General features: G+C 41.6%; 17 protein-coding genes and 1 pseudogene. 10 read left to right on the top strand and 8 right to left on the bottom strand.

The annotated features are described in order from the left end of the window. Positions 1-430: pseudogene (locus WS34_RS01310) on the bottom strand (hypothetical protein); the annotation flags it as partial. 17 nt (positions 431-447) lie between these two features. After that, positions 448-1,068: a hypothetical protein gene (locus tag WS34_RS01305; RefSeq protein ID WP_013612666.1), complete on the bottom strand. Its 621-nt coding sequence runs from the start codon at positions 1,066-1,068 to the stop codon at positions 448-450. 235 nt (positions 1,069-1,303) lie between these two features. Here WS34_RS01305 and topA point away from each other — a divergent pair, with 235 nt between their 5' ends. The 3 genes from topA (at position 1,304) to WS34_RS01290 (ending at position 6,935) form a co-directional block, all read left to right on the top strand. Next, the gene (gene topA / locus WS34_RS01300) at positions 1,304-3,646 is read left to right on the top strand and encodes a type I DNA topoisomerase (protein ID WP_046402617.1); all 2,343 of its coding nucleotides are present in this window, start codon (positions 1,304-1,306) and stop codon (positions 3,644-3,646) included. Positions 3,647-3,802: 156 nt separating this feature from the next. Then, positions 3,803-5,929, top strand: a complete 2,127-nt coding sequence (locus WS34_RS01295; protein ID WP_046402615.1) for a peptidylprolyl isomerase — start codon at positions 3,803-3,805, stop codon at positions 5,927-5,929. Between the two features lie 70 nt (positions 5,930-5,999). Further along, positions 6,000-6,935, top strand: coding sequence for a UDP-glucuronic acid decarboxylase family protein (locus WS34_RS01290; RefSeq protein WP_046402612.1), 936 nt, complete (start codon positions 6,000-6,002; stop codon positions 6,933-6,935). Between the two features lie 125 nt (positions 6,936-7,060). On the opposite strand, the gene WS34_RS01285 is transcribed toward WS34_RS01290, so the two are convergent. Continuing rightward, the gene (locus tag WS34_RS01285) at positions 7,061-8,101 is read right to left on the bottom strand and encodes a glycosyltransferase (RefSeq protein WP_502685459.1); all 1,041 of its coding nucleotides are present in this window, start codon (positions 8,099-8,101) and stop codon (positions 7,061-7,063) included. A 179-nt stretch (positions 8,102-8,280) separates the two neighbouring features. Between WS34_RS01285 and WS34_RS01280 the strand changes: the two genes are divergently transcribed. From WS34_RS01280 to WS34_RS01265, 4 genes are read left to right on the top strand one after another with little or no spacing between them, the layout of a single operon-like run. Continuing rightward, entirely contained in the window at positions 8,281-9,471 is a 1,191-nt protein-coding gene (locus WS34_RS01280) for a glycosyltransferase (RefSeq protein ID WP_046402608.1), read from the top strand. Between the two features lie 43 nt (positions 9,472-9,514). Then, on the top strand, positions 9,515-10,723 hold the full coding sequence (gene wecC / locus WS34_RS01275) for a UDP-N-acetyl-D-mannosamine dehydrogenase (RefSeq protein WP_046402606.1): 1,209 nt from the start codon (positions 9,515-9,517) through the stop codon (positions 10,721-10,723). 5 nt (positions 10,724-10,728) lie between these two features. Next, positions 10,729-11,895: a non-hydrolyzing UDP-N-acetylglucosamine 2-epimerase gene (wecB, locus tag WS34_RS01270; protein ID WP_046402604.1), complete on the top strand. Its 1,167-nt coding sequence runs from the start codon at positions 10,729-10,731 to the stop codon at positions 11,893-11,895. Between the two features lie 21 nt (positions 11,896-11,916). After that, complete coding sequence (locus WS34_RS01265) at positions 11,917-13,104, top strand: glycosyltransferase (RefSeq protein ID WP_191835281.1); 1,188 nt, start codon at positions 11,917-11,919, stop codon at positions 13,102-13,104. A gap of 8 nt (positions 13,105-13,112) precedes the next feature. Here the strand turns inward: WS34_RS01265 and WS34_RS15335 are convergent, their stop codons facing one another. Further along, positions 13,113-14,123 (bottom strand): glycosyltransferase family 2 protein, encoded by a 1,011-nt coding sequence (locus WS34_RS15335; protein ID WP_195203493.1) that lies wholly within the window; start codon positions 14,121-14,123, stop codon positions 13,113-13,115. A 1-nt stretch (position 14,124) separates the two neighbouring features. After that, positions 14,125-15,213 (bottom strand): glycosyltransferase family 4 protein, encoded by a 1,089-nt coding sequence (locus WS34_RS01255; RefSeq protein ID WP_162609973.1) that lies wholly within the window; start codon positions 15,211-15,213, stop codon positions 14,125-14,127. Between the two features lie 156 nt (positions 15,214-15,369). Between WS34_RS01255 and WS34_RS01250 the strand changes: the two genes are divergently transcribed. From WS34_RS01250 to wzx, 3 genes are all read left to right on the top strand, one after another. Continuing rightward, positions 15,370-16,365: a glycosyltransferase gene (locus WS34_RS01250; RefSeq protein ID WP_022160753.1), complete on the top strand. Its 996-nt coding sequence runs from the start codon at positions 15,370-15,372 to the stop codon at positions 16,363-16,365. A gap of 87 nt (positions 16,366-16,452) precedes the next feature. Beyond that, positions 16,453-18,942 carry a YfhO family protein gene (locus WS34_RS01245; protein ID WP_046402601.1) on the top strand — a complete coding sequence of 830 codons (2,490 nt, stop codon included), beginning with the start codon at positions 16,453-16,455 and terminating at the stop codon, positions 18,940-18,942. Between the two features lie 34 nt (positions 18,943-18,976). Further along, complete coding sequence (gene wzx, locus WS34_RS01240; protein ID WP_013612682.1) at positions 18,977-20,401, top strand: O-unit flippase-like protein; 1,425 nt, start codon at positions 18,977-18,979, stop codon at positions 20,399-20,401. Here the strand turns inward: wzx and WS34_RS01235 are convergent. From WS34_RS01235 to WS34_RS01225, 3 genes are all read right to left on the bottom strand, one after another. Next, a complete protein-coding gene (locus WS34_RS01235) occupies positions 20,398-21,180 on the bottom strand; it encodes a porin family protein (RefSeq protein WP_013612683.1) in 783 nt (260 codons plus the stop codon). The genes wzx and WS34_RS01235 overlap by 4 nt on opposite strands. 11 nt (positions 21,181-21,191) lie before the next feature. After that, positions 21,192-22,388, bottom strand: a complete 1,197-nt coding sequence (locus WS34_RS01230) for a PCMD domain-containing protein (protein ID WP_046402599.1) — start codon at positions 22,386-22,388, stop codon at positions 21,192-21,194. A 131-nt stretch (positions 22,389-22,519) separates the two neighbouring features. Continuing rightward, on the bottom strand, positions 22,520-23,776 hold the full coding sequence (locus WS34_RS01225) for a peptidase U32 family protein (protein WP_013612685.1): 1,257 nt from the start codon (positions 23,774-23,776) through the stop codon (positions 22,520-22,522). Between the last annotated feature and the right edge of the window lie 128 nt (positions 23,777-23,904).

Raw genomic sequence — 23,904 nt, 5'->3', positions numbered from 1 at the left:
GATTGGTTGTGACATCCCAGTCTTTCCACCAGTACACAGAAGCGTGCTCTCCCGTATTTTCCAGACATACAAGGCGGCGTATCGTACGGTAACGATCGGCAATGGAAGGTGACGCCAACTCACGCGATTCCCAGCGGATACCGTCAGGATTATTCTCTGTCTTTTCCGTATAATCGATACATACGACTTCATCCGCCGTATATTTCAATACTTCCTTATCATCCGGTGTCGCAGTCATTTTGAAGGAATAATTGCTCTTTTTGAAAGCGGAGGCTTCGGCATGCCAGCCCCTCTTCACATATCCTTCCACTTTTTCACCGGATGTCAAGGTCACCACCACACGGCGAAACTCCTGGTCTTTTACTTTCTGCGCATTCGCCTGCGGTATGTACACACACAAGGCCAGTACTACTAAAAAAAGATTTTTCATAATTGTATGTTTAAAGGTTAATGTCCGATATGATATTCCTGTAACATCAACACGGTTTTATCACGCCACGTATCCAAACTACGGATGCGTCTGCACAATTCCGCATCGTCAGCCACGTAACGGCAAAGCCGTTCCCGAAAAGCGTTTCCCGTCCGCGGCTTCATTTTTCCAGGAGAATAATAGAGGGTGTCACCCGATTTCCGCAGATAATAAATCACCCGCGAACGACTGAAGACCCCTCTCCGTTGCCAAACCTGGATTCCTCCGTTAGAAGCGATACCATAACCCCGTCCGGAGTAAACGTAAGCCTCGATATGCGGCGTAGCAAAATACTGCCAACACCAACCGATACCCTCTGCCAGTATGAATTTCCGCCGGAATTCCGGTGTCCGGGGATGCCAACAGACAATTGAATCGATTTCCTCCGCCGGATAAACCTCTTTCTGTTTGTCCCTGGTGAAAATGCCCCGGAATGCTTTAACATCTTTGCCTTTTTTGGGAATACACACACGATGATCACCCGAAAATCCGACACTTTTTCCCTCCTTGAAATAAATAATACCCTCCACCGGAACGGCTGCCCGAACAGAGAAAACTCCCACGCTCCACACACAAATCAAAAACAATTTTATACTCATTTATTTTTTTTTGTGACAAAAATATGGTTAATAAAATAATTTAACTAACTAAATATCAAAATATTTTTTGGACTTCGTCCCTATCGGCTGTTCCGGCAGCCGTTAATAACACGCCTAAATATATTCTATTACGATAAAATGAAAGATGCTGTGATTTTAATTTTTTTTCGTAGGTTTGTAGCCGATTTCCAAAGGTTAATTTCGGTATGTAATGTACCTGCTATTTTGAAAGTATATGATTGAGAATTTAGTGATAGTGGAGTCTCCGGCAAAAGCCAAGACCATTGAGAAATTTTTAGGGAATGGTTATACCGTGAAGTCGAGTTTCGGACACATCCGCGATTTGGAAAAAAAAGATTTAGGAGTAGATATCGAACATAATTTTCAGCCTAAATATGAAATATCTTCCGACAAGAAAACAATCGTCAAAGAGCTGAAAACACTGGCCAAGGAAGCGAAGACCGTATGGCTGGCTTCCGATGAGGACCGTGAAGGAGAAGCCATTGCATGGCATTTATTTGAGGTGTTGAAATTAAAACCGGAGAACACCAAGCGAATAGTATTTCATGAGATTACCAAAGATGCGATTCTCCATGCGATTCAAAACCCAAGAAACATTGACAAAAATCTGGTGGATGCCCAACAGGCCCGGCGGGTATTGGACCGTTTGGTCGGATTCGAAATGTCGCCGGTGTTATGGAAAAAGGTAAAGCCTTCACTTTCTGCCGGCCGGGTGCAATCCGTTGCCGTAAAACTGATCGTTGAACGCGAACGCGAAATCAATGCTTTCAAAGAACAACAATATTACCGGGTTTGCGGAACTTTCGAAACCCAGCAACATGCTCAATTAAAAGCCGAAGTACAGACCCGTTTTACCGATAAAGAAACGACACTTACTTATCTGGAAGCCTGTAAAACAGCTATTTTCCATGTGGATAGTGTAGAGACCAAGCCGACGACCCGCAAGCCTGCTCCCCCGTTCACCACTTCCACATTACAACAGGAAGCTTCCAGAAAACTGGGTTTTTCGGTATCCCAGACCATGTCGGTAGCACAAAAGCTTTATGAACACGGGCTTATTACCTATATGCGTACCGACTCGGTCAATCTCTCCGATCTGGCCATCCGGACAGCCAAAGCTGTCATTTGCGAAACATTGGGAGAAAAATATTCCAAACCACGGAATTTCGCGACCAAGACCAAAGGAGCACAAGAAGCCCACGAAGCTATCCGGCCTACCTATATGAACAAAACGGCCATAGAAGGCGACCGGAACGAGCAACAATTATATGAACTGATTTATAAAAGGACTCTGGCTTCGCAAATGGCGGACGCCCAATTGGAAAGGACCAATATGATCATCGGTTTATCCAACCATTCCATCCCCTTTACGGCAACCGGTGAAGTGATTATTTTCGACGGTTTTCTGAAAGTATACATGGAATCACATGACGAAGAAACCGATGATGAACAGGCCGGTCTATTACCTGCTTTAGCTCCGGGAGACCAGTTACAACGTCAGCTCATTACAGCTATAGAACAATACACCCTTCATCCGCCGAGATACACCGAAGCCAGTCTGGTAAAGAAAATGGAAGCTTTGGGTATCGGACGTCCTTCTACCTATGCTCCGACGATCACAACTATACAAAACCGGGGCTACATCATCAAAGAATCCCGGGAAGGCGTCGAGCGTAATATCGAACAGATCGAACTGAAGGGCAACGATATTAAAATCAAACCCAACAAAAAGATATTCGGCGCAGAAAAGAAAAAACTTTTCCCTTCCGATATGGGTATGGTAGTTACTGATTTTCTATCGGAGCATTTCACCAATATCATGGACTATAACTTCACCGCTGAAGCAGAAGAAGCCCTCGACGATATTGCCGAAGGGTCTGTCGAATGGCAAAAGATGATCGGAGAATTCTATCATCCTTTCCATGAAACTGTCGAATCTACCCTCAAAAATTCGGAACGGAATAGCGGGCAAAGAATTCTAGGTACGGATCCGGTAAGCGGCGAGACAGTGAGTGTACGAATCGGCCGGTTCGGTCCGATGGCACAAATCGGGGAAGGAGAGCATGTACGTTATGCAGGCCTTTTAAAAGGACAGCTCATGGAAACCATCACCCTGGAAGAGGCCTTGGGTTTATTCAAATTTCCACGTAAAATCGGCCAGTACGAAGATAAAGACGTCAGTATCGGGATCGGCCGGTTCGGACCTTATATCAAACACAACAATGTGTTCGTATCTTTGAAAAAAGGAGAAGACGATCCGGGGACCATCACTCTCGAGACAGCCATTCAACGCATTGAAGAAAAAAGAGAAAGTGACCGGAATAAACTGATAAAAGTTTTCGATAATGGAGTGCAAATCCTGAACGGCCGCTTCGGACCTTACATTTCTTACAATAAAGCGAACTATAAAATCCCTAAAACATGTAAAGCAGACGAGCTTACATTAGAAAAATGTATGGAATTGATCGAGAAAGAAAGTAGCAAGAAAAAGACAGGCGGAAGCAGCAAAAAAACGCCTGTCCGAAAAGCCCAAACGACCACGAAAAAGAAAAATTAAACCATTTCTTTATTAAAAGGATGTGTGTCAGGAAATAAACCTGAAATAAAGTGAGGAAAAGCGAGCCCGAAAATTTGCACAACAATGCACTTTTATCTATCTTCGTAGCCTCTAAAAATAATGTAAACCGTAAAAAACATTAAATTTTTAATATAAATGGCAACATTACAAACAATCAGAAATCGCGGCGGACTACTTGTTAGTATTGTGATCGGTCTGGCCCTGATAGCATTCATTGTAGGAGATGCATTAAATTCAGGTTCAAGAATTTTCAATAGCCAACGGAATCAGATTGGCGAGATCGCAGGAGAGGGAGTATCTATCATAGATTTCCAAAACCGCGTCAGTAAAAATGAAGAAATGATCAAAGCGATGAACAATGTATCTTCACTGAATGAAGAACAGCAGACCATGTTGCGGGAAAACACCTGGCAGCAAATGATCATGGAACAATTGATGCAAAGAGAATATGATGAAATCGGTATCGATGTCAGTGGTGATGAATTGTACGATGCATTACTCGGCGAAAATATGAGTCCGGCATTACGCCAGCTTTTTACAAATCCGAATACGGGCGAAATCGATTATGCCGGTGCCAGAGATTATGTAAAAAAAGTAATCTCCGCTCCCAATAATATTCCGCAGAAAGCATATTGGCTGAACATGGAAAAAGAAGTTTCCGACAGCCGGAAAATGGCGAAATACAATGCAATTGTCGCCAAAGCGCTGTATATTACGGATGCCCAGGCACAAGAAGCAGCAGCCAACAGTGCTGATAAAGCCGACATCAGTTATATCGTCAAAAACTATTCTACAATTGAAGATTCTACGATCAACGTAAGCAACGGGGAGATCAAAGAATATTACAACAAACATCAGAAGAGCTTCGAACAACCGGAATCGCGGAAAATTGTTTACGTCAACTTTGATATTGAACCTTCCGGAGAAGATTTCTCCGAAACTGAAGGGGCGGTGAACGACCTGGTAAAAGAATTTGAAGAAAGTGCAGACCCACTGGAGTTTGTAAACCTCTCTTCCGATAAAAAAGCCGACCGAAACTATTTCAAACAAGATGAAATAGCAAACGACAGTATGGCTCAATTCCTTTTTAACAACGAGAAAGCCGTATTCGGTCCTTATCTGGAAAATAACGCCTATAAAATTTCCAGAGTAGCTTCTGTCAAAATGTTGCCTGATTCTGTAAGAGCTCGCCATATTCTGATCGCTCCTCAAAATCAAGACTATGCACAAGCAAAAAATATAGCAGACAGCTTAGCCGATCTGTTAAGAAAAGGAGCTAATTTCGAAGAATTGGCTAAAACCAATTCCGTAGACCAAAATTCAGCAGTCAACGGAGGCGATCTGGGTTGGTTTACGTCGAGAACGATGGTACAGCCTTTCAGTGATTCTGCCTTCTTCGCTAAGAAAAACGATATCAAGGTAGTCTTGACACAATATGGCGCACATGTGCTGCAGGTAACGGACATGGCTAAACCGGTGAAAAAAATCCAGATTGCAACGGTTGAAAAAGAAGTTTCTCCATCTGCTAAAACCACTAATCAGATTTACAACGATGCACGTACTTTTGCTATTGAAGTATCCAATCTCGACAACTTTAACAAAAAAGTCGAAGAAAGCGGTTTAACCAAACGTATCGCTACCATCGGCAAAAACGATAAAACAATCGCCGGTATGGAGAGTGCCCGTGAAATGATCCGCCAGGCTTATATGGCCGAAGAGGTGGACGAAGTTTTAAAAACAAACGATGGCTCGACCATCTTTGAAAACGGGAACAAATTCACCATCGCCGTACTGACAGAAATCGACGAAGAAGGTATCGCTCCGCTCAATAAGGTTGCCGGTAATATCAAACGGATCCTGATACAGAAGAAGAAAGCCGATTTGTTGAAAAAAGAACTGGCATCGGCTAAGAGCGGTAGTGAAAGTTTACTTTCCATTGCCCAGAAAGCCGGTTTGGAAGTCAAAGAAGCCAACGAAATTTCATTCAATTCTTTCCAAATTCCGGGAGCAGGAATCGAACCTAAAGTAATCGCTGCTTCCAGCATGACCGAACAAGGAAAGATCTCCGAACCGATCGAAGGAAATCAGGGGGTATATCTGATCCTGGTAAACAACCGGACAACCGAAGAGGTAACCCCGGATATGGTCGCTCAGAGCAAACAAGCATTGCAACAAAGCAATATGTATCGCGCAAACTATCAGGCTATTCAAGCTATTTTGAAAAATGGCGAGATAGTCGACCAGAGATACAAATTCTATTGATAGAAAATATAAATATGAAAAGACAGGAGGGGTTAGTACAACTCTTCCTGTTTTTTTTAACCCTATTTTTATGAAAAAAAGGATATTAATTACCGGTGGTGCCGGCTTTATCGGTTCACACCTTTGTAAGCGTTTATTAGATGAAGGAAATGAAGTTCTTTGCCTGGACAATTACTTCACAGGAAATAAAGAAAATATACTTCCTCTTATCGCCAATCCTTATTTTGAAGTCATCCGCCACGATATCATGAATTCCTTCTATGCAGAAGTAGATGAAATTTATAATCTGGCCTGTCCGGCTTCGCCCATCCATTACCAGTACGATCCTATCCGAACCATCAACACGTCGGTTATGGGAGCTATCAACGTTCTAGGCCTGGCTAATCGGGTAAAGTGTAAGGTCATGCAAGCGTCGACCAGTGAGGTATACGGAGATCCGCAAATCCATCCGCAACCCGAATATTATTGGGGGAATGTTAATCCCATCGGAATCCGTTCCTGTTACGACGAAGGGAAACGCTGTGCAGAGACCATTTTTATGGATTATCACCGGCAATATAAGGTAAAGATCAAGATTATCCGTATCTTCAATACATACGGCCCGAATATGCATCCACAGGACGGCCGTGTCGTCTCGAACTTTATTGTCCAGGCACTACAGGGTAAAGACCTCACGATCTACGGAAATGGGCAGCAGACCCGTAGTTTCCAATATGTAGACGATCTCATTCAAGGCATGGTAAAAATGATGGATACGGGAGATGATTTCATCGGGCCCATAAACTTGGGAAATCCTTGTGAATTCACCATTTTACAGTTGGCAGAAACTGTGCTGCGATTGACAAATTCCAAATCGAAAATTGTTTTTCAGCCCCTCCCCTTAGACGACCCGACCCAGCGTAAACCGGACATCACCCTGGCCCAATCGAAACTAGGCTGGGCACCGACCATTGGATTAGAAGACGGATTAAAGGAAACCATCGCCTATTTCAAAAAGATTTTATAGCGGAGAAGGGCTTTACAAGACTGATTTGTGAGCACCGGATAAACCTGAATCAGCGAAATCTTGCCGATTTCTGACCAGCGGAACTTTCTCCCTGAAAACCAAAATAATCAGGAAGGAAGTTCTGGTTATTTATAGAAATTCCGCACGAACATACCTTTAATCGGTCTTTTCAGTATCAAAGCTGCAAAAACGGCATGAATGAAACCTATTCCATAGGCAAATAACTGAATAAAAGCAGCCACAATCGACAAAAACGCGACCTTTATACTTTTATTCAACCGCCAAGAATCGATAAAAAAGACAAATATTAATAAGAGCAAAGGAAGCAGGCAATACCAAGAAAAAAATATCCCTCCCAACAAGCACAACAAACAACCGATAACAAAACAAGCCGGCAGGAAATGCACCAATTTCAAAGAATGGGGGTGTAAAAGGTACAGATTGATCCGGGCCATACCCGAATTATACACCTGCTTGAAAAACTTTCGGAAAGAAGTTCGGCGTTTATGAAAAACATAGGCCTCGGGCAACAGACAGGTTTTAAATCCGGCAGCCATGATGCGGATACTCATATCGATATCCTCCCCAAAACGCAGACCGGAGAAGCCCCCGGTAGTTTTCAGTACCTCCTGTGAAAAACCCATATTAAAACTCCGGGGATGAAATTTTTCCATAGACTGTTTCTGTCCCCGTATTCCTCCTGTAGTAAAAAAGGAGGTCATCGAATAATTAATGGCTTTTTGCACCTCTGTAAAAGAGTCATGCGCCCGGTCGGGCCCTCCGAAAGCATCGACACCAGACTCCTGACAAGCCTGCCACACTACCTGGGTATATTGCCTGGGAATAATACAATCCGAATCGAGAAAGATCACATATTTCCCTTCGGCTCTTTCGGCACCATAATTCCGGCTCAGGCCAGGTCCGCTATTCTCTTTATAAAAATACCTGATATCAATAGCAGACTTATACTGCTCCACGATCCGGTCACAACGAATTGTAGAACCATCTTCAACGATAATGACTTCAAAATCGCGGTTATCCTGAACTGCCAGACTTTCCAACAATTCCTGCACCTCTTGCGGCCGATTATACACGGGTACGATCAATGACAAATAAGGCATAAGTCTAATTCCTAATTTTTCCAAAGGTAAAGAATATTTTTTCATTTGGAAAATCAGGATTGTAAAGGCAAAGGAATATGATATGTATTATTATTATTTTAACTTTGCTACGTCAATATAGAATCGACCCAATGTCTGAATTGAAAAAAGTTTTAATTGTTACTTATTATTGGCCACCAGCTGGAGGACCGGCAATACAGAGGACTCTGAAATTCGTAAAATACATGAGATTCTTCGGTTGGGAACCTGTTGTATTAACTGTTGAAAACGGGGAATATCCGGCTATCGATTCTTCACTGATCCAGGAAATTCCGGCAAACATACAGGTATATAAAACAAAAGCTTTCCAACCGTTCCAACTTTACCGGATGTTAACCGGTAAAAAAGAACATGCACATAATAATGCCAACGTTTTTGGTCAAAAGGATAAAACTTTCGCCGAACGTTTAGCCAAATGGATACGCCTGAATTTATTTATTCCCGATGCCCGGATCGGATGGTATGTCTATGCAGTTAAAGCAGCAAAAAAAATCATCGAACAAGAGCACATCGATTTGATTTATTCTTCTTCTCCTCCACACAGTTTACAGCTTATAGCACAAAAAATAGCTAAACAGAATAAGATTAAATGGGTTGCAGATTTCAGGGATCCCTGGTCTGAATTGGTTCATTATCAATCTTACAAACGTACCTGGTTGACAAGAAAAATCGACAGTCATTTTGAAAAATCGGTTTTCCGTTCTGCCGACCGACTTGTTGCTGCGGCCAACGACTACGCGACATGTATCAAAACACATGTCGACCGGAAAATCGAAGTCATCTATAACGGTTATGATCCGAGTGATTTCCCAAAGCCAAAGTCCAAGAACACAGAGGATTTCCTGATCACTTACACGGGGGAACTATCCGAGGACAGAATACCCCATGCTTTATTACGTGCTCTCAGCCGCTTAGAACATTCCAATATAAAATTACAATTTATCGGGAATACATGCCCGGAATTGAAACAGGAAATACAGCAGCTGAACCTGGGCAACAAAGTGATACTCAAACCTTATATGCCTCATATTGCTTCTATTGCAGAATTGCAACAATCCGATCTTTTGTTATTAGTGATCAATCAGGTCGCTAATGGCAAAGGTATTGTCCCCGGTAAAATTTTTGAATATTTAGGAACCCGTAAACCGATTCTTTGCTTAGGGGATCCCACAGGAGAAGCCGGTGAAATTATCAAAACCACGAATTCCGGGTTTTGTATCGCTCACCACAATGAAGAAGAAATTTTCATTTTATTGTCACGTCTTTCCTCAGGTGTTTTACCTAGCTTGAGCTTTCAAATCGAGCAATTCGAACGAAAAAATGAAACCGGACAATTATGTGATATTTTCAATACGTTAGTAAATAAGCCATCCTGAACATATTTTTCATCAATAGAGTAATCGAACAAAAATAGAAATTATGCAGAAGTCAGTATTGTTTATGGGTCTAGGATATATCGGTCTCCCGACAGCAGCACTCGTCGCCGATGCAGGCCTACAAGTGACCGGAGTCGATATCAATGAAAATGTGGTCAATAATATCAATAACTGTGACATCAGCAATCAGGAGCCAGGTTTACAGGAAATTGTAGAGAAAAATATCCGGAACGGCCGTTTAAAAGCTTCTCTCACTCCCAGTCCGAGTGATGTGTTTCTGATCGTAGTTCCGACCCCGTTCAATGAACATCATCAGCCTGACATATCCTATGTCACTGCCGCAACACGTCAGATTATCCCTTACTTAAAGAAAGGAGACCTATATATTCTCGAATCGACCTCTCCCGTCGGTACCACTCAAAAAATGGCACAACTGATTTTCAGTGAACGTCCGGAGTTAGAAGATCAGATCTTTATCGCCTATTGTCCGGAACGCATTCTGCCCGGCAACGCTCTGTACGAACTCAAATACAATGACCGGGTCATCGGTGGTTATACGCCGGAATCGACCCGGCAGGCTATAGCGTTCTATTCCCATTTTGTCAGCGGCTCCTTACATTCCACTAATTCCCCTACAGCAGAAATGTGTAAGTTAGTGGAAAATTCCTCCCGGGATGTACAGATTGCTTTTGCAAACGAGCTCTCTATTATATGCGACAAAGCAGGGATTAATGTATGGGAATTGATCCAACTGGCCAACAAACATCCTCGTGTCAATATTCTTCAACCTGGCGCCGGAGTAGGTGGTCACTGTATTGCAGTCGATCCTTATTTCATCACCTCCGATTTTCCTTTAGAGTCGCAATTGATCGGAAAAGCCCGGGAAATTAATAATTACAAAGCATTCTGGTGTGCAGAAAAAATTAAAAATACGATTCTTACTTACCAGCTTGAAAATAAAAGAAAGCCGAAAATAGCTTTGATGGGACTTGCTTTCAAGGCAGATATCGATGATTTACGGGAAAGTCCGGCAAAATATATCGCAGAAAAAATAGTGTCTGAATTTCCCGAAGCCTGTCTGATTGTCGAACCTAATATTTCGCAACACCCACAATTTCAATTGTCGGAAACCGGATACGCTTACCGACAGGCCGATATTATCGCTTTTCTGGTTGCTCATAAAGAGTTTAAAACACTTCCTTATGACAACAGTAAGCTTATCCTTGATTTCTGTGGAATATTCAAAAAATAAATTGGATGAAAAAAATCTTATTCATTTTCGGAACGCGTCCTGAAGCGATAAAGATGGCGCCATTAATCAAAGAAACCGGGCAAAGCCGTTCGCTCGGAATCGAAATCTGTGTAACAGGGCAACACCGGGAAATGTTAGATCAGGTTTTAAAACTTTTCGATATATGTCCTGATTACGATTTGAATATCATGCAACCGGGCCAGGATTTATATGATATTACGAGTAGAATTCTTATAAATTTACGGGATGTATTGCAGCAGTCCAAGCCGGATCTGGTATTAGTACACGGAGATACGACAACCTCTATGGCTGCCGCTCTGGCTGCTTTTTATCAACAGATTCCTGTCGGCCACATCGAAGCGGGCCTTCGGACACATCAGCCTTATAATCCCTGGCCGGAAGAAATGAACCGGCAGATCACCGGCCGGATTGCCGACTGGCATTTTGCCCCGACACAGAAAGCCCAGGCAAATCTATTGGCAGAAAACTGTCGGCCCGATCACATCTTTGTCACCGGCAATACGGTTATCGATGCCCTATTGTGGATTAACCGAAAAATAGAACAGGACAAAACCACACAAGAAAGTTTAAGGGAACAATTCAACAAGCTGGAGATTCCATCAGAAAAATTAGAAAACTGGAAACAACAAAAAAGAAGATTAGTACTCATTACAGGGCACAGACGTGAAAACTTCGGTGAGGGTTTCATGCATATCTGTCAAGCGATCAAACAGCTGGCCAGCCAATATCCTGAAGTAGATTTCGTCTACCCTGTGCATTTGAACCCGAATGTACGCCAGCCGGTGACTGAAATACTGGGTAATTCTCATTCCACCCCCAATATTTACCTGATTCCCCCTTTAGAATATCTGCCCTTTGTCTTCCTGATGGGAATCGCTTATTTTTTATTGACCGATAGTGGAGGTATACAGGAAGAAGCTCCCGGTTTAGGAAAACCGGTACTCGTTATGCGTGAAACGACAGAACGCCCTGAAGCCTTGGAAGCAGGTACAGCCAAACTCACAGGAACCCGTTCCGAAGAGATTATCCGGCTAGCCTCTTCTCTGTTGGACAATCCTGAGGAATACACCCGCATGAGCCAAGCCGTAAACCCTTACGGAGACGGTAAGGCAGCCAGGTATATCACCGGTATTCTGGAACAGATTTTATAAATTCTAATCCCTATGCCCGGAATGAAACAACTCATTTTTTTCACTGAAAGTTTTCCATACGGAAAAGGAGAAAGCTTTATAGAAAATGAAATCGAATATTTATCACGGGAATTCGACCGGATTTACATTCTGCCCAAAACCAGTTCCACCCAGGAGCAACGTTCTCTACCTGCAAATTGTATCGTTTTCCCTCCGATATTCCGAAGTTCGGGGGAACTTGTATTCAAAGGATTATTTTGTTTCAGTCCACTCTTTTATTTTTTCAAAAAATTGATATCGGAAAAAGCCTATACTTCTCTGTATAAATTCAAAAAGTATATCGCTACCGCCATTACCTGCCGGTGTATCCTTGCCGATAAAAACTTCAAACGGCTAAACCGGCAGTCCACGGAAAGTACTGTCTATTTTTATTGGGGCATCGGTATGGCCTACATCCTGCCTTTCATCCACAATAAAGACAAAAAAATAGTCCGTTTTCACAGAACTGATTTATATGCGGATTTACGTCCACATCAATATATCCCTTTCAGAAAGGAAGTATTCGAAAGCCTGAATAAGGCTGTTTTCATCTCCAAACAAGGTTTGGAATATGCGAAAAAGAATTTTGGACAATATAAATTCAGTGCCTATTGCAGTTATTTAGGTACTAAAGACCATGGGATTTCCAAAATAAAAAACGAGGATGGAGTTATTCATATCCTCAGTTGTTCTAATGTTGTCCCGGTAAAACGGGTTTCTTTGATCCTAAAATCCTTACTTTTGATTCCTGACCGTCCTATTCAATGGACACACATCGGAGGAGGAAAAGGATTCAATGCTTTACAACAACAGCTCCAACAACTACCAGCCAATCTGACCGTACACCTGACAGGAGCTATTACAAATCGGGAAGTGATCGGACATTATCTTCACCATCCAGTAGATATATTTGTCAATGTCAGTGCCAGTGAAGGTCTTCCCGTCAGTATTATGGAAGCCATTTCATTCAATATCCCTGTTATAGCGACTAATGTAGGAGGAACGAACGAAATCGTGACTTCCGAATCAGGAGTATTACTTGATCCTCACTTTTCCGCTCAGGAATTGGCCGACCAGATTGTCCGGGTATATGAACATAAAGACCGTTTCCATCCTCGCCGGTTATGGGAAGAAAAATTTAACGCGGGAAAAAATTATCCCCGATTTATCAGTCAGATATTGAATGATTAACAGGCTATTCAGGCTTTTAACTTTTGCATCTTAACCTTTCTTTTGTATTGTATATATGGACGTAGAACGAAGAGGGCTACATAACGGCAACAGACCGGAAAGACAGCCCATGACCATATTTTATATTTAAAAGGTAAGGATAATTTCATGGAGATATACTTTTCCTTATCTCTATAATACCAGCTTAACAACGTTTTGAAATCCTCAGCATTCCCAAGCAACAATACATCCCATAAGAATTTAATATACCGTTCTCTTATTGATATTTTCAAACACTCCAGGTAATACTCCGACTCAGCATGCTGAATCTCTATCCAATTATATATTCGTTTCAATACATCGAGAATCTGATTCATAACAGATAAAGGTAAAACCATCAGGTCTTGATAAGATAAAGAGTTTTTTCTCAAAACATAATAAGACAAATATTCCGGAACATAAGTAATCCGTTGATTAGTAGCTCTAAATAATAATTTGACAAAGAACTCTAAATCTTCCATGTAGTGACATCCTTCTGTAAAAGTAATATGCTCAGCGGAAAGAAATTTACGATCGATGAGCCAACAGTCTGTAGAAACCCGAAACGAACCGACCCTCAACTTCTCCTTCAATACGTCTACCGCTCCAAAATGGCCGGGATACCTCGTGATGGTATCCCCTCTTTTTTCAATATAACCACAAAAACAGGCTAATTCCCCTCCAGCCACTAATTTATGATACATCAACTCGAGAAAACGTCTATCCCAAAGATCGTCACTATCCAAAAAAGACACGAAATCACCGGTAGCCTTTTGAAGTCCTAGATTCCGGGCCGAAGATACTCCTCCATTCTCTTTATAAAAATACTTTATTCGCGCATCTTTGCATTGGTAATCTTTAATAATCTCACGTGTACGATCCGTACTTCCGTCATCGATCAAGATCAATTCAAAATCAGAATAGGTTTGATTCAAAACACTTTCGATTGTCTGCGCCAGATAATCAGCAGCATTATATGCAGGTATAATAATTGAAATCATATCACTCATCTTGAGAGGCTAAAGTTATAAATAAATTTTCCCATTTCTTCATAACCGATGGCAAAGCAAAACGAATAATATTCCGGCGGGCTTCATTTCCCACTTTCTGCCTCAGTGAAGAATCTGCCATTAACTGGCTCAATCGCTTTACAAATTCGTTCTCATCGCCTTCCTCTATCAAGAAACCATCCTGCCGGTCCTGAATAATATCCCGGGGACCACATTTACAGGTATAAGCCACTACAGGTAATCCACATGCCATCGCTTCATGTAATACCATAGGAAAACCTTCATGCCGGGATGTCAACACATAAACCGAACTACCTAAATATTCCCGAATGATTTCTGCCCGTGGTGGACATATTTCTACCGATTTTAACTTCAATAACCCAATTTGCCGTTCCAAAGTATCTTGTAATTCCCCGGAGCCGATAATAGTTAATTTCCAATCCGGAAAATAAGGTTCTATTTCAGCCCAAATAGCGATTAAACGATCAAATCCTTTTTGTGCTGACAGACGTCCCACTGCAATAACTCTGGGAATAGACAAATCGGCAGATTCCTTAGGATAAAAAGTCAATGCATTCGGTATAACCACGATATTATCCTTTCTTCCCCAATCTTTTCGGTCTTCTTCCGTCAAAACCACCAGACGATCATAGTATTTTATCTTGTTTAAAAATCTTTTAATCTTATATCGGTTAATTATTCCTTTGACATTTTGATAACTAAAATAAGAAAAATGACATTCCAGTATTTTTTTACTTCCATCTTTCAATCGATACAACCATTCCCGCTCTCGTCCGGTCATCATGGAAATCGTAATATCAGGCTTTTCTTTCAATAATATTTCCTCTAACCGCCTTTGATGGCGTTTCGTATAAATTATTCTGCGTATCTTATTCCAAAAAATATTTTTTCCCCTACATGCTGCATAATCGATATCCAAATCATAAAACCGGATTTTATCCGAAAAATCAAAAGCCAAGGGTAGATTTTTTTGTTCATAGGTTATAATCACAACTTCCATTCCGGTCAATCCGGCCAAATAATTTGCTTTAATTGCCAGTATACGCTCCATACCAGCCATTCGAATTATATTTGGAATATTGTAAATTATTTTCATATAAATATAATTTTAAAATAGGCGAAAATAACCGAACTTTCTCTCAAATGCAAATGCCTTTGTTGTATTTAAACTCACAATATTATCCGTACCTTTGTCAAAATCTATATAAACAGGTATATGACACCCAAAGTAAGTATCATCGTCCCCATTTATAATGCCGGCAAATTCCTGGAAAAATGCCTGGATACACTTGTTAATCAAACATTAAAGGATATCGAAATCATTTTGGTTCTAGACTGTCCCACCGACGGTAGCGACCGGATCGCCCGGGAGTATGCCGAAAAAGATCCACGCATCCGGCTGATAATCAACGAACAAAATCTGAATATCGGTTTAAGCCGCAATGAAGGACTTAAAATCGCCCGGGGAGAATACATCGGTTTTTCGGACCACGATGACTGGAGGGAATTGGATATGTACGAAAAATTATACCAAAAGGCCAGGGAAGATCAGGCCGATATTGCCATCTCCAATTTCGACAGCATTTATCCGGATCGGATCATTCCTCATCCATATTACCCTGACTGTCCTAACCAAGAACAATTGAAACAAGAAATCTTCTCCCACCTCATCGGTGACTGGAAAAAGGAGCAGGAGTGGAGACCTTTTACCCATTGGGGGTATATGTGGCACATCCTCTACAAAAGAGAAATCTTGGAAAACCACAACATATGGTTTTCAGATAACAGAGAAATCACATACGAAGACCTGCTTTTTTTGATTCAGGTCTTTCATGCAGCCAACCGAATCACTTGTATTCCCCTGATACTCTATCATCATGTTTTTCACCAAAAAAACCAGGCAAGCAGTTATATCTACAATTCAACCCGACTGGTGATCAACCATTTAATGTACTTGGATCACTTCCTCACTACCCATCACCTCAGAGATGAACACCTATGGGACTATTTCTTTTCAACTTTACATGTTTTATGGCGTACCCTGAAAAATGAAATACATCACAAATCCTGTTATCAGGCTTTTATCCAATTAGTTACCATACGCAAAAATCCAACCATACGGCAATTGGTCCGGGAGGTCCCCTTTTCGGTCCGGATGGCCCGAAAATTGAAAATCCAAAAAACCGCTTTATGGCTTTTACTTCGGCTCTAACGACTATTTAAGAATCAAATCATTCCGGCAATTTCATATACCAAATAATTCTTTATCTTTGTTTGTTCATTATTCAAAAGTACAGTCATGACAAAAATCAATTTCAGATCTTGTTTGCCTTACGCCATTGCGCTTATTATATTTATCCTGATCGCTTATATTTATGCTTCACCTGTTTTGGAAGGGAAAATCATCAATCAAGCGGATATTTCCTCTTACCAGGGAGCTGCAAAAGAAAGAGACGATTATAAAAAACAGACAGGAGAAGAATCTTTCTGGACCAATTCGATGTTCAGTGGTATGCCGACAACCATGATCGGAGCTCATTACAAAGGAAACTATCTTGAAACTATCTACAATCATTTATTTTGGGGTCCACGCCCTGCTTCTTATCTGATCTTGACTTTTGTCAGTTTCTTTTTGCTGTTGCTTGCGATGGGAATCAATGTCCGGCTCTCTATTGTCGGAGCTTTGGCCTTCGGTTTATGTGCCTATAACTTTCAAATCCTGCAAGTGGGGCACAATTCGAAAATGGTAGCTATCGCTCTTATGCCGATGGTATTAGCCGGAGTGGTCTATGCTTATCGTAAAAAAGCATTTTTAGGGGCGGTTCTTTTCGGATTTGCCCTGTCTTTTGAAATTGCAGCCAACCATCCCCAAATCACTTTTTATCTGGGTATGATCATTCTGGCTTATGCTATCGCTCAATTGGTCTCTGCTATTAAAAACAAGTCTTTACCTGCTTTCATCAAAACATCTTGTTTTGTGTTGTTGGCCACGATATTGGCAGCAGGTACGAACGTCAACCGACTTTGGCCCAACTGGGAATACAGTAAATACACGATGCGGGGCGGTTCTGAATTACAAATGGCTCATGCCCAAGGGAATCAGACCCAGGGTGGATTGAATAAAGAATATGCAACAGCCTGGAGTTACGGTATAGAAGAAACGCCGAATCTGCTTATTCCTAATTTTAACGGAGGAGCTTCAGCCAGTGAGCTCAGTAAAAAATCCAAAACATATGAAATCTTAAAACAAGGAGGGGTTCCGAATGCTGAACAAGTCATCAAACAAATGCCGACCTATTGGGGACCTCAAGCCTTTACTGCCGGCCCGATGTATATGGGAGCGATTTCGGTGTTTTTGTTCGTATTGGGTTTAGTTGTTCTCCAAGGCACAACCAAATGGTGGATCGCCGGGATATCACTGTTAGCCTTACTATTGGGATGGGGAAAACATTTTATGTGGCTCTCCAGCTTGTTTTTCGATTACGTACCTCTATATAACAAATTCCGGGTACCCTCTATGATTCTAACCATCCTGCAGTTAACTATTCCTCTGTTGGGATTTTATAGTCTTCATCAGATTTTCTCGGATAAAATCGAGAAGAAAAGAGTCATTAAAGGACTGAAACTAGCCTTGGGGATTACAGGTGGTTTTTGTTTGTTATTCGCTCTTCTTCCAAGTCTTGCCGGTAGTTTTACTTCCCCGGCAGACAGCCAATTCCCGGATTGGTTACAACAAGCCCTACCCGAAGATCGCCAAAGTATGCTACGAAGTGATGCCTTCCGTTCATTACTTTTTATTCTGGCAGGTGCAGCTACCATTTGGGCCGGTTATATGAAAAAAATAAAATTATCCTCGTCCATAATCCTTCTCGGACTACTTATCATCTTAGATATGTGGAGTGTAGACAAACGGTATCTAAATAACGACCATTTCGTTACACCACGTGAATTTACTAACAATTTTAATTTACGGCCTGTCGATAAAGAGATATTGAAAGATACCGATATCCATTACCGGGTTTTGGATTTGGCCGTAAATACTTTTAACGACTCACATTCCAGTTTTTATCATAAAACAATCGGAGGATATAGTGCTGCTAAACTACAGCGTTATCAGGATATAATCGATTATCATCTGGTTCCTGAAATTCAGTCTTTAGCCAATGATTTGCAAAGAGGACAAACACGGGCAGATATAGATTCGAGCTTACAAAAGCTATCTGTCATCAACATGCTAAATACCAAATATATCATTCTATCAGCCAACAGCACACCGATCGAAAACACCGCCAGATCAGGAAATGCTTGGTTTGTCGAAAACTATCAACTCGTCGACACTCCTGATGAAGAAATTTTAAGCCTGAAAGCTATCGATCCTGAAAAGACAGCTATTATCGGCCGCGATTTTGCCCAGGCTATAGCAGGTAAGAACATCCGGTTCGATTCAACCGCAACGATTCAACTGACTTCCTACGCTCCTAATAAACTGACTTATAAAACAAAAGCCTCCCAGGAACAACTGGCTATATTCAGTGAAGTATATTATCCCGAAGGCTGGCAAGCTTACATCGACGACCAACCCGGTGAACTATTCCGTACCGATTATATTTTACGAGGCCTGTCTGTTCCGGCAGGGGAACATACTATTACTTTAGTGTATAATCCAAGATCTGCTTATCAGGGAGCTCTGATCTCACAAATCAGTTCCATTTTGTTAATTTTAGCTCTTCTGGGAAGTATTATCGGGTATATCAGAAAAAATCGGAAGTGTTCCTCGGATCAGGCCTAACAAAGTATTTTCACCATTTACCGTAAAAAAAGTAATGGAAATTCATATCACCAAAAAAGATGTTTTGTGGGGATACATTGCCCAATTCTTTAACATCGGAGCAGGAATACTTTTACTCCCGGTGATATTAAAACTTCTCCCGGCAGATATATTGGGAGTCTGGTACATTTTCCTGACTATTTCGAGTCTGGTACAAATGATCGACTTCGGTTTTCAGCCGACTTTTACCCGAAATGTCGCCTATGTATTCAGTGGTGCTGTAAAACTTCAGGCCAAAGGTCTGGATAAAGGCCAAACTCATCTGGATCATCCCAACTACCCGCTTCTCAAAAACATGATTTCTGTAATGAAACGTTTTTACGGAGGTATTTCGCTTTTGGTCATTTTTCTCCTCCTAACTGCAGGTAGTTGGTATATCGATGATCGAACAAACCACATCGCAGCTAATGAAGAAATCATGATTTCATGGTTTATATACACCACTTCCACCGTTTTAAATCTTTATTATTCCTATTATAATGCATTACTAGTGGGTAGAGGCCTTGTAAAAGAAAACAACCAACTCATCATTATCACCCGTTCCACCTATCTCGTTTTAGCCGCCTTGGGTCTGATTGCAGGCTATGGCTTAATTGCAGTAGCCACAGCCAACTTTCTATCTATTATTATCAATCGGTTGGTGGCGATTCATTTTTTCTACCGAAACGGTCTCCGCAAAATCCTCCGGAATACCCAAGCAACAAAAGAAAAATTATTACCTATTTTATGGGTAAATGCCAAAAAAAATGGATTAAGCAGTTTGGGTGGATATTTTGTCCAAAAAGGCAATTTGCTTTTCATATCTATGTTTTTACCTCTGGAAACAGTTGCCAGTTATGGTCTAACCGTTAATCTTATAAATATTCTGTCAGGGGTATCCCCACTTTATTTAGGCACTCATATTCCTGAAATCTACAAGGATAGGATCGACAATAACCTCCCGGATATCCGCAGAATATTCGGAGAAGGTATTTTTGTATTCTACCTTCTATATATCCTCGGAGCCTTATGCCTGGTCCTATTAGGTCCCTGGGCTTTGGAACTATTTCATAGTAAAACCCAACTTTTACCTCCAGGTCCTCTTTTACTGATGTTGTTTGTACAATTTTTAGAATCCAACCATGGTATGGCAGCCACTTTAATTACTACCCGTAATGAAGTTCCTTACCTGAAAGCTGCCTTGATTTCCGGCTTTTTTATCGCCCTGTTTTCCCTGACTTCTCTCTATTATACCGATTGGGGAATCTGCGGTGTCGTTGCTTTGACCGGTTTGGTACAAATCAGCTACAATAACTGGAAATGGCCTCTGATGGTCAGCCAGGAATTGGAAAAAAGTTATCCGCAATTAGTGAAAATCGGGTTCCTTTCTTTACGGACCTGGTTAAAACAATATCTGGTAAAGAAAGGAATCCGGTACTAGAAGACATATCCGAACCCGAAGTTCAGATAAACATTATACATCTTGAAGCTGATACTTTCAAAATCACCGGGAAAAATAGAATTCAACCCCCAGGTCAGATCTGCATAAACACTCAAATGTTTATATGCCCGCCATTCAGCTCCGGCATCCAATCCCCACTGAAATTTACGCAAGTCGCCCGAAAAATCGTAAGTTGCTTCTGTGACATTCGCTTTGGTACCGGTCGGATCTCCTTCACGGATATATCCGTCATAGGCTACTCCGGAAAAATCTCCGTTAGTCAGAATAGAGATGTACGGGCCGAATTTCAAATCCCAACGGGGTGACACTTTATAAATAACCTGAAAAGGCAGAGTGATATATGAATTTTTTACATTCGTCTTTACATTTCCTGTCCAATTGCCTTCGACATGTCCCAGCACTTCCCCATCATACGAATCCATCACCATGTAATAATTTTTCACCCTGGCATCGGTTTTCATCCCTTTGTTCTCGAGGCGGATTCCGAACAGCCCTCCCCATTTCCGGTTCCGGTCGAACCATTTAATGATATTTCCTTCGATAGCAAGCTGAGCACCCGGCCGGTAACTATTGATTTCCCGGATTTCTGCCGGCAAGGGTAATGGAGAAGTTCCTCCGATATTGACACCTGCTTTAATCCGATACTCCAATCCTTTCAAGGTAGAGCGAACCAAAGCACCCGGTTTCTTATTTTCAGCAAAAACAGCTCCTGTTACCAGTAAAAAAACAATCAGGTATATACTCTTTATCGTTTTCATTGTCTCAATTCTTATTTTTCACAAACAATCTCTACTTTATCGATACACAAGGTACTCCCTACAGAACCGGCAAAATATGCCCCATATTTGCTGGAAGTGAAAACTACTGCCAGATTATACTCGTAATTTTTCATTTTTTCTTCTTTGAAAGGCAGATACTCACCCGTTCCATCATCCGACGGATCCCGCTGGTCCTGGATGAACTTCGGCCAATCGATCGGTATGCGCGATCCATAGTGAAAATCGACATGAAATGCAGTAAACTCATCTTTCTTTTCTACCTCTACCCGGGCCAAAGCAACGATATTCTTACTCGTCAACACATTGTTTCCGTCCAATGCTTTTCCATCGAGTTCTGCCGCTCCATATAAAACAGCATAAATATCTCCCTCATCTTCCTGCCCGGGAATCGTGACAGTATTTCCATTTTTATCTTTCGCCTTGAAAGGTTGGGTACCGGGAGTGTACTTGTAATATCCCTTGAGTTGCAGCGGTTTTTTCCCGAAAGGCAATCCGAAACGAGTGGCTTTCAACGGTTTTTGTACGGCATTATTTACATCGAAACTGCCCAGGAATAAGTTTCCTGCCGCAATGGGCATTTTAACCGTCTCTCCGAACTGTCCTGTGCTCTTCGTCTCCAACTTGATGGCTCTGCTTCCATCTATTCCATTTTCGATAGAAACCGTAGGGTATTCCTGCGGATTCCGGCCGACACCTGTCAAGGCAAACCCTGAATTTCCGGAAGCCCAAATATATTGTTTAAACAGGGCTGTACCTTGTGTTTCCTCGAAAAACACCTGATATTTCTCCGTTTCATTCAGTTCATAATGTTCAAAATCATATCGAAGCGGCAAATCGAATGTATCGATGATCACCGAATATTCTTTATGCCAATTTCCGTCCTCGGAGGTTACGGTAAATTTCTGGGGATGCGAATAGTCCATCACTCGGGCCGGATCGGGCGAAATGTTTGCCCCTTCCGTCAAGGTCACCTCTAAAGCCAGTTTTGTCAGGTCGATACTCGGATTAGCCTGGGCCAGCACCTGAGCATTGTTAATGATAATATTTCCTTTAATATTTGTTTCCGGTGATCCCTTTGCATTTAAAATCTTACATGCCGTAATATCTGCTTCTGCATTTAAAGGCTCGCTTTGAATACAAGCTCCCAATCCTCCAACCATCAACAGATACAAAAAACATTTTTTCATACTTCTCTTGCTTTAATTTCAATAAATCAGGCTACAAAGGTAGAATAAATTAGTCAAAGTCCATACAGCCGGTACAATTTATCGAGTATCCCGGCCTATAACAAGCTATTCTTTTTTATCCAAAATGGTCGTCATTGCATCAATTCCGGAGTCGTATCTACCCATTTATATAATTTATCACCACGCCGGATTTTTCCAGGCACCTGAACCGAAAACAATATTCCTTTTTCCACCTTTTCCACTGGCTGTAAATCGACCCTTATCTCAGGTACTTTCATTTGAATCGTTCCGGTTGTAGGACCTTGTATCAATATTTCGTCCCCAACTTTCAAGTCGAAAGATTCCAGTTTAAACTCTGCGACCTGCAAATTGGTAAAATAATTGGTCACTTTGCCAAGCAGAATTTTCTTTTTTGTCGCTTTCGAACCATATACCTCGCTCCATTCTCCTAACCGTTGCCCCAAATAGTATCCATTCCAGAATCCGCGGTTGAAGACTGTTGCCAAGCGTTTTTTCCAAATCCGGATCTTATCCGCTGAATAGGTATCGTCGAGATAAGCATTTATCGCTTCGTTATAACACTCACAAACCGTACGTACATATTCGGCGGAACGGGCACGCCCCTCGATCTTGAAAACCCGCACACCGGCGTCGATCATTTTATTGATAAAACCAATTGTGCAAAGGTCTTTGGGCGACATGATGTATTCATTTTCAATATCGAGTTCGACTTCATTTTCGCGATCTTTGACCGTATAGGCTCTCCGGCAAATCTGATTACAGGCTCCCCGGTTAGCAGAAGCGTTTTTCTCGTGCAAACTCAAATAACATTTCCCTGAAACAGCCATACAAAGAGCCCCATGAGCAAACATTTCAATTTTGATCAGCCCTCCATTCGGTCCCCGTAAATCCTCCCCGACGATGCGACGATGGATTTCCATAACTTGCTCCAATACCACTTCGCGGGCCAAAACGATCACATCGGCATATTGGGCGAAGAAACGAACTACTTCGAAATTAGTGACATTACACTGAGTACTGATATGCACTTCGACTCCTACAGAACGTGCATACAAAATAGCGGCCAAATCGGATGCAATGATAGCAGTGACTCCGGCTTCACCGGCACAATCGATCACTTGCCGCATTTTCTCTAACTCTTGATTATAAATTACGGTATTGACAGTCAGATAGGTTTTCACCCCTTTCTCCGAACAAACCGATACGATATTTTTCAAATCCTCCAGCGTGAAATTTGCTGACGAACGTGCCCGCATATTCAATCCTTCCACACCGAAATAAACCGAATCCGCACCTCCCTGCAAAGCAGCATATAAAGATTCATAAGAACCTACAGGCGCCATCACTTCAAAATCTTTTCTGGTCATAACCTCATCCATTTGAAATACAAAGGTAAAATAAATAAATCGCAAAATTTATTCCGGATTTTTATTTTTGGCACAAACAAATCTATACCCCAAAAGTATAACTACAAAACCGACTTATTTCCCGCAAA

Origin of the sequence: Odoribacter sp. N15.MGS-14 (assembly GCF_000980245.1) — a bacterium.
Lineage (GTDB): Bacteria > Bacteroidota > Bacteroidia > Bacteroidales > Marinifilaceae > Odoribacter > Odoribacter splanchnicus.
Note: the sequence above shows the minus strand (reverse complement) of the source record. Positions and strands in the feature narration are given on the sequence as shown.

Coding starts and splice junctions, on each gene's coding strand:
- WS34_RS01305 (WP_013612666.1), bottom strand. CDS start 1,068: ATGAGTATAAAATTGTTTTTGATTTGTGTGTGGAGCGTGGGAGTTTTC.
- topA (WP_046402617.1), top strand. CDS start 1,304: ATGATTGAGAATTTAGTGATAGTGGAGTCTCCGGCAAAAGCCAAGACC.
- WS34_RS01295 (WP_046402615.1), top strand. CDS start 3,803: ATGGCAACATTACAAACAATCAGAAATCGCGGCGGACTACTTGTTAGT.
- WS34_RS01290 (WP_046402612.1), top strand. CDS start 6,000: ATGAAAAAAAGGATATTAATTACCGGTGGTGCCGGCTTTATCGGTTCA.
- WS34_RS01285 (WP_502685459.1), bottom strand. CDS start 8,101: ATGAAAAAATATTCTTTACCTTTGGAAAAATTAGGAATTAGACTTATG.
- WS34_RS01280 (WP_046402608.1), top strand. CDS start 8,281: ATGAGATTCTTCGGTTGGGAACCTGTTGTATTAACTGTTGAAAACGGG.
- wecC (WP_046402606.1), top strand. CDS start 9,515: ATGCAGAAGTCAGTATTGTTTATGGGTCTAGGATATATCGGTCTCCCG.
- wecB (WP_046402604.1), top strand. CDS start 10,729: ATGAAAAAAATCTTATTCATTTTCGGAACGCGTCCTGAAGCGATAAAG.
- WS34_RS01265 (WP_191835281.1), top strand. CDS start 11,917: ATGAAACAACTCATTTTTTTCACTGAAAGTTTTCCATACGGAAAAGGA.
- WS34_RS15335 (WP_195203493.1), bottom strand. CDS start 14,123: ATGATTTCAATTATTATACCTGCATATAATGCTGCTGATTATCTGGCG.
- WS34_RS01255 (WP_162609973.1), bottom strand. CDS start 15,213: ATGGCTGGTATGGAGCGTATACTGGCAATTAAAGCAAATTATTTGGCC.
- WS34_RS01250 (WP_022160753.1), top strand. CDS start 15,370: ATGACACCCAAAGTAAGTATCATCGTCCCCATTTATAATGCCGGCAAA.
- WS34_RS01245 (WP_046402601.1), top strand. CDS start 16,453: ATGACAAAAATCAATTTCAGATCTTGTTTGCCTTACGCCATTGCGCTT.
- wzx (WP_013612682.1), top strand. CDS start 18,977: ATGGAAATTCATATCACCAAAAAAGATGTTTTGTGGGGATACATTGCC.
- WS34_RS01235 (WP_013612683.1), bottom strand. CDS start 21,180: ATGAAAACGATAAAGAGTATATACCTGATTGTTTTTTTACTGGTAACA.
- WS34_RS01230 (WP_046402599.1), bottom strand. CDS start 22,388: ATGAAAAAATGTTTTTTGTATCTGTTGATGGTTGGAGGATTGGGAGCT.
- WS34_RS01225 (WP_013612685.1), bottom strand. CDS start 23,776: ATGACCAGAAAAGATTTTGAAGTGATGGCGCCTGTAGGTTCTTATGAA.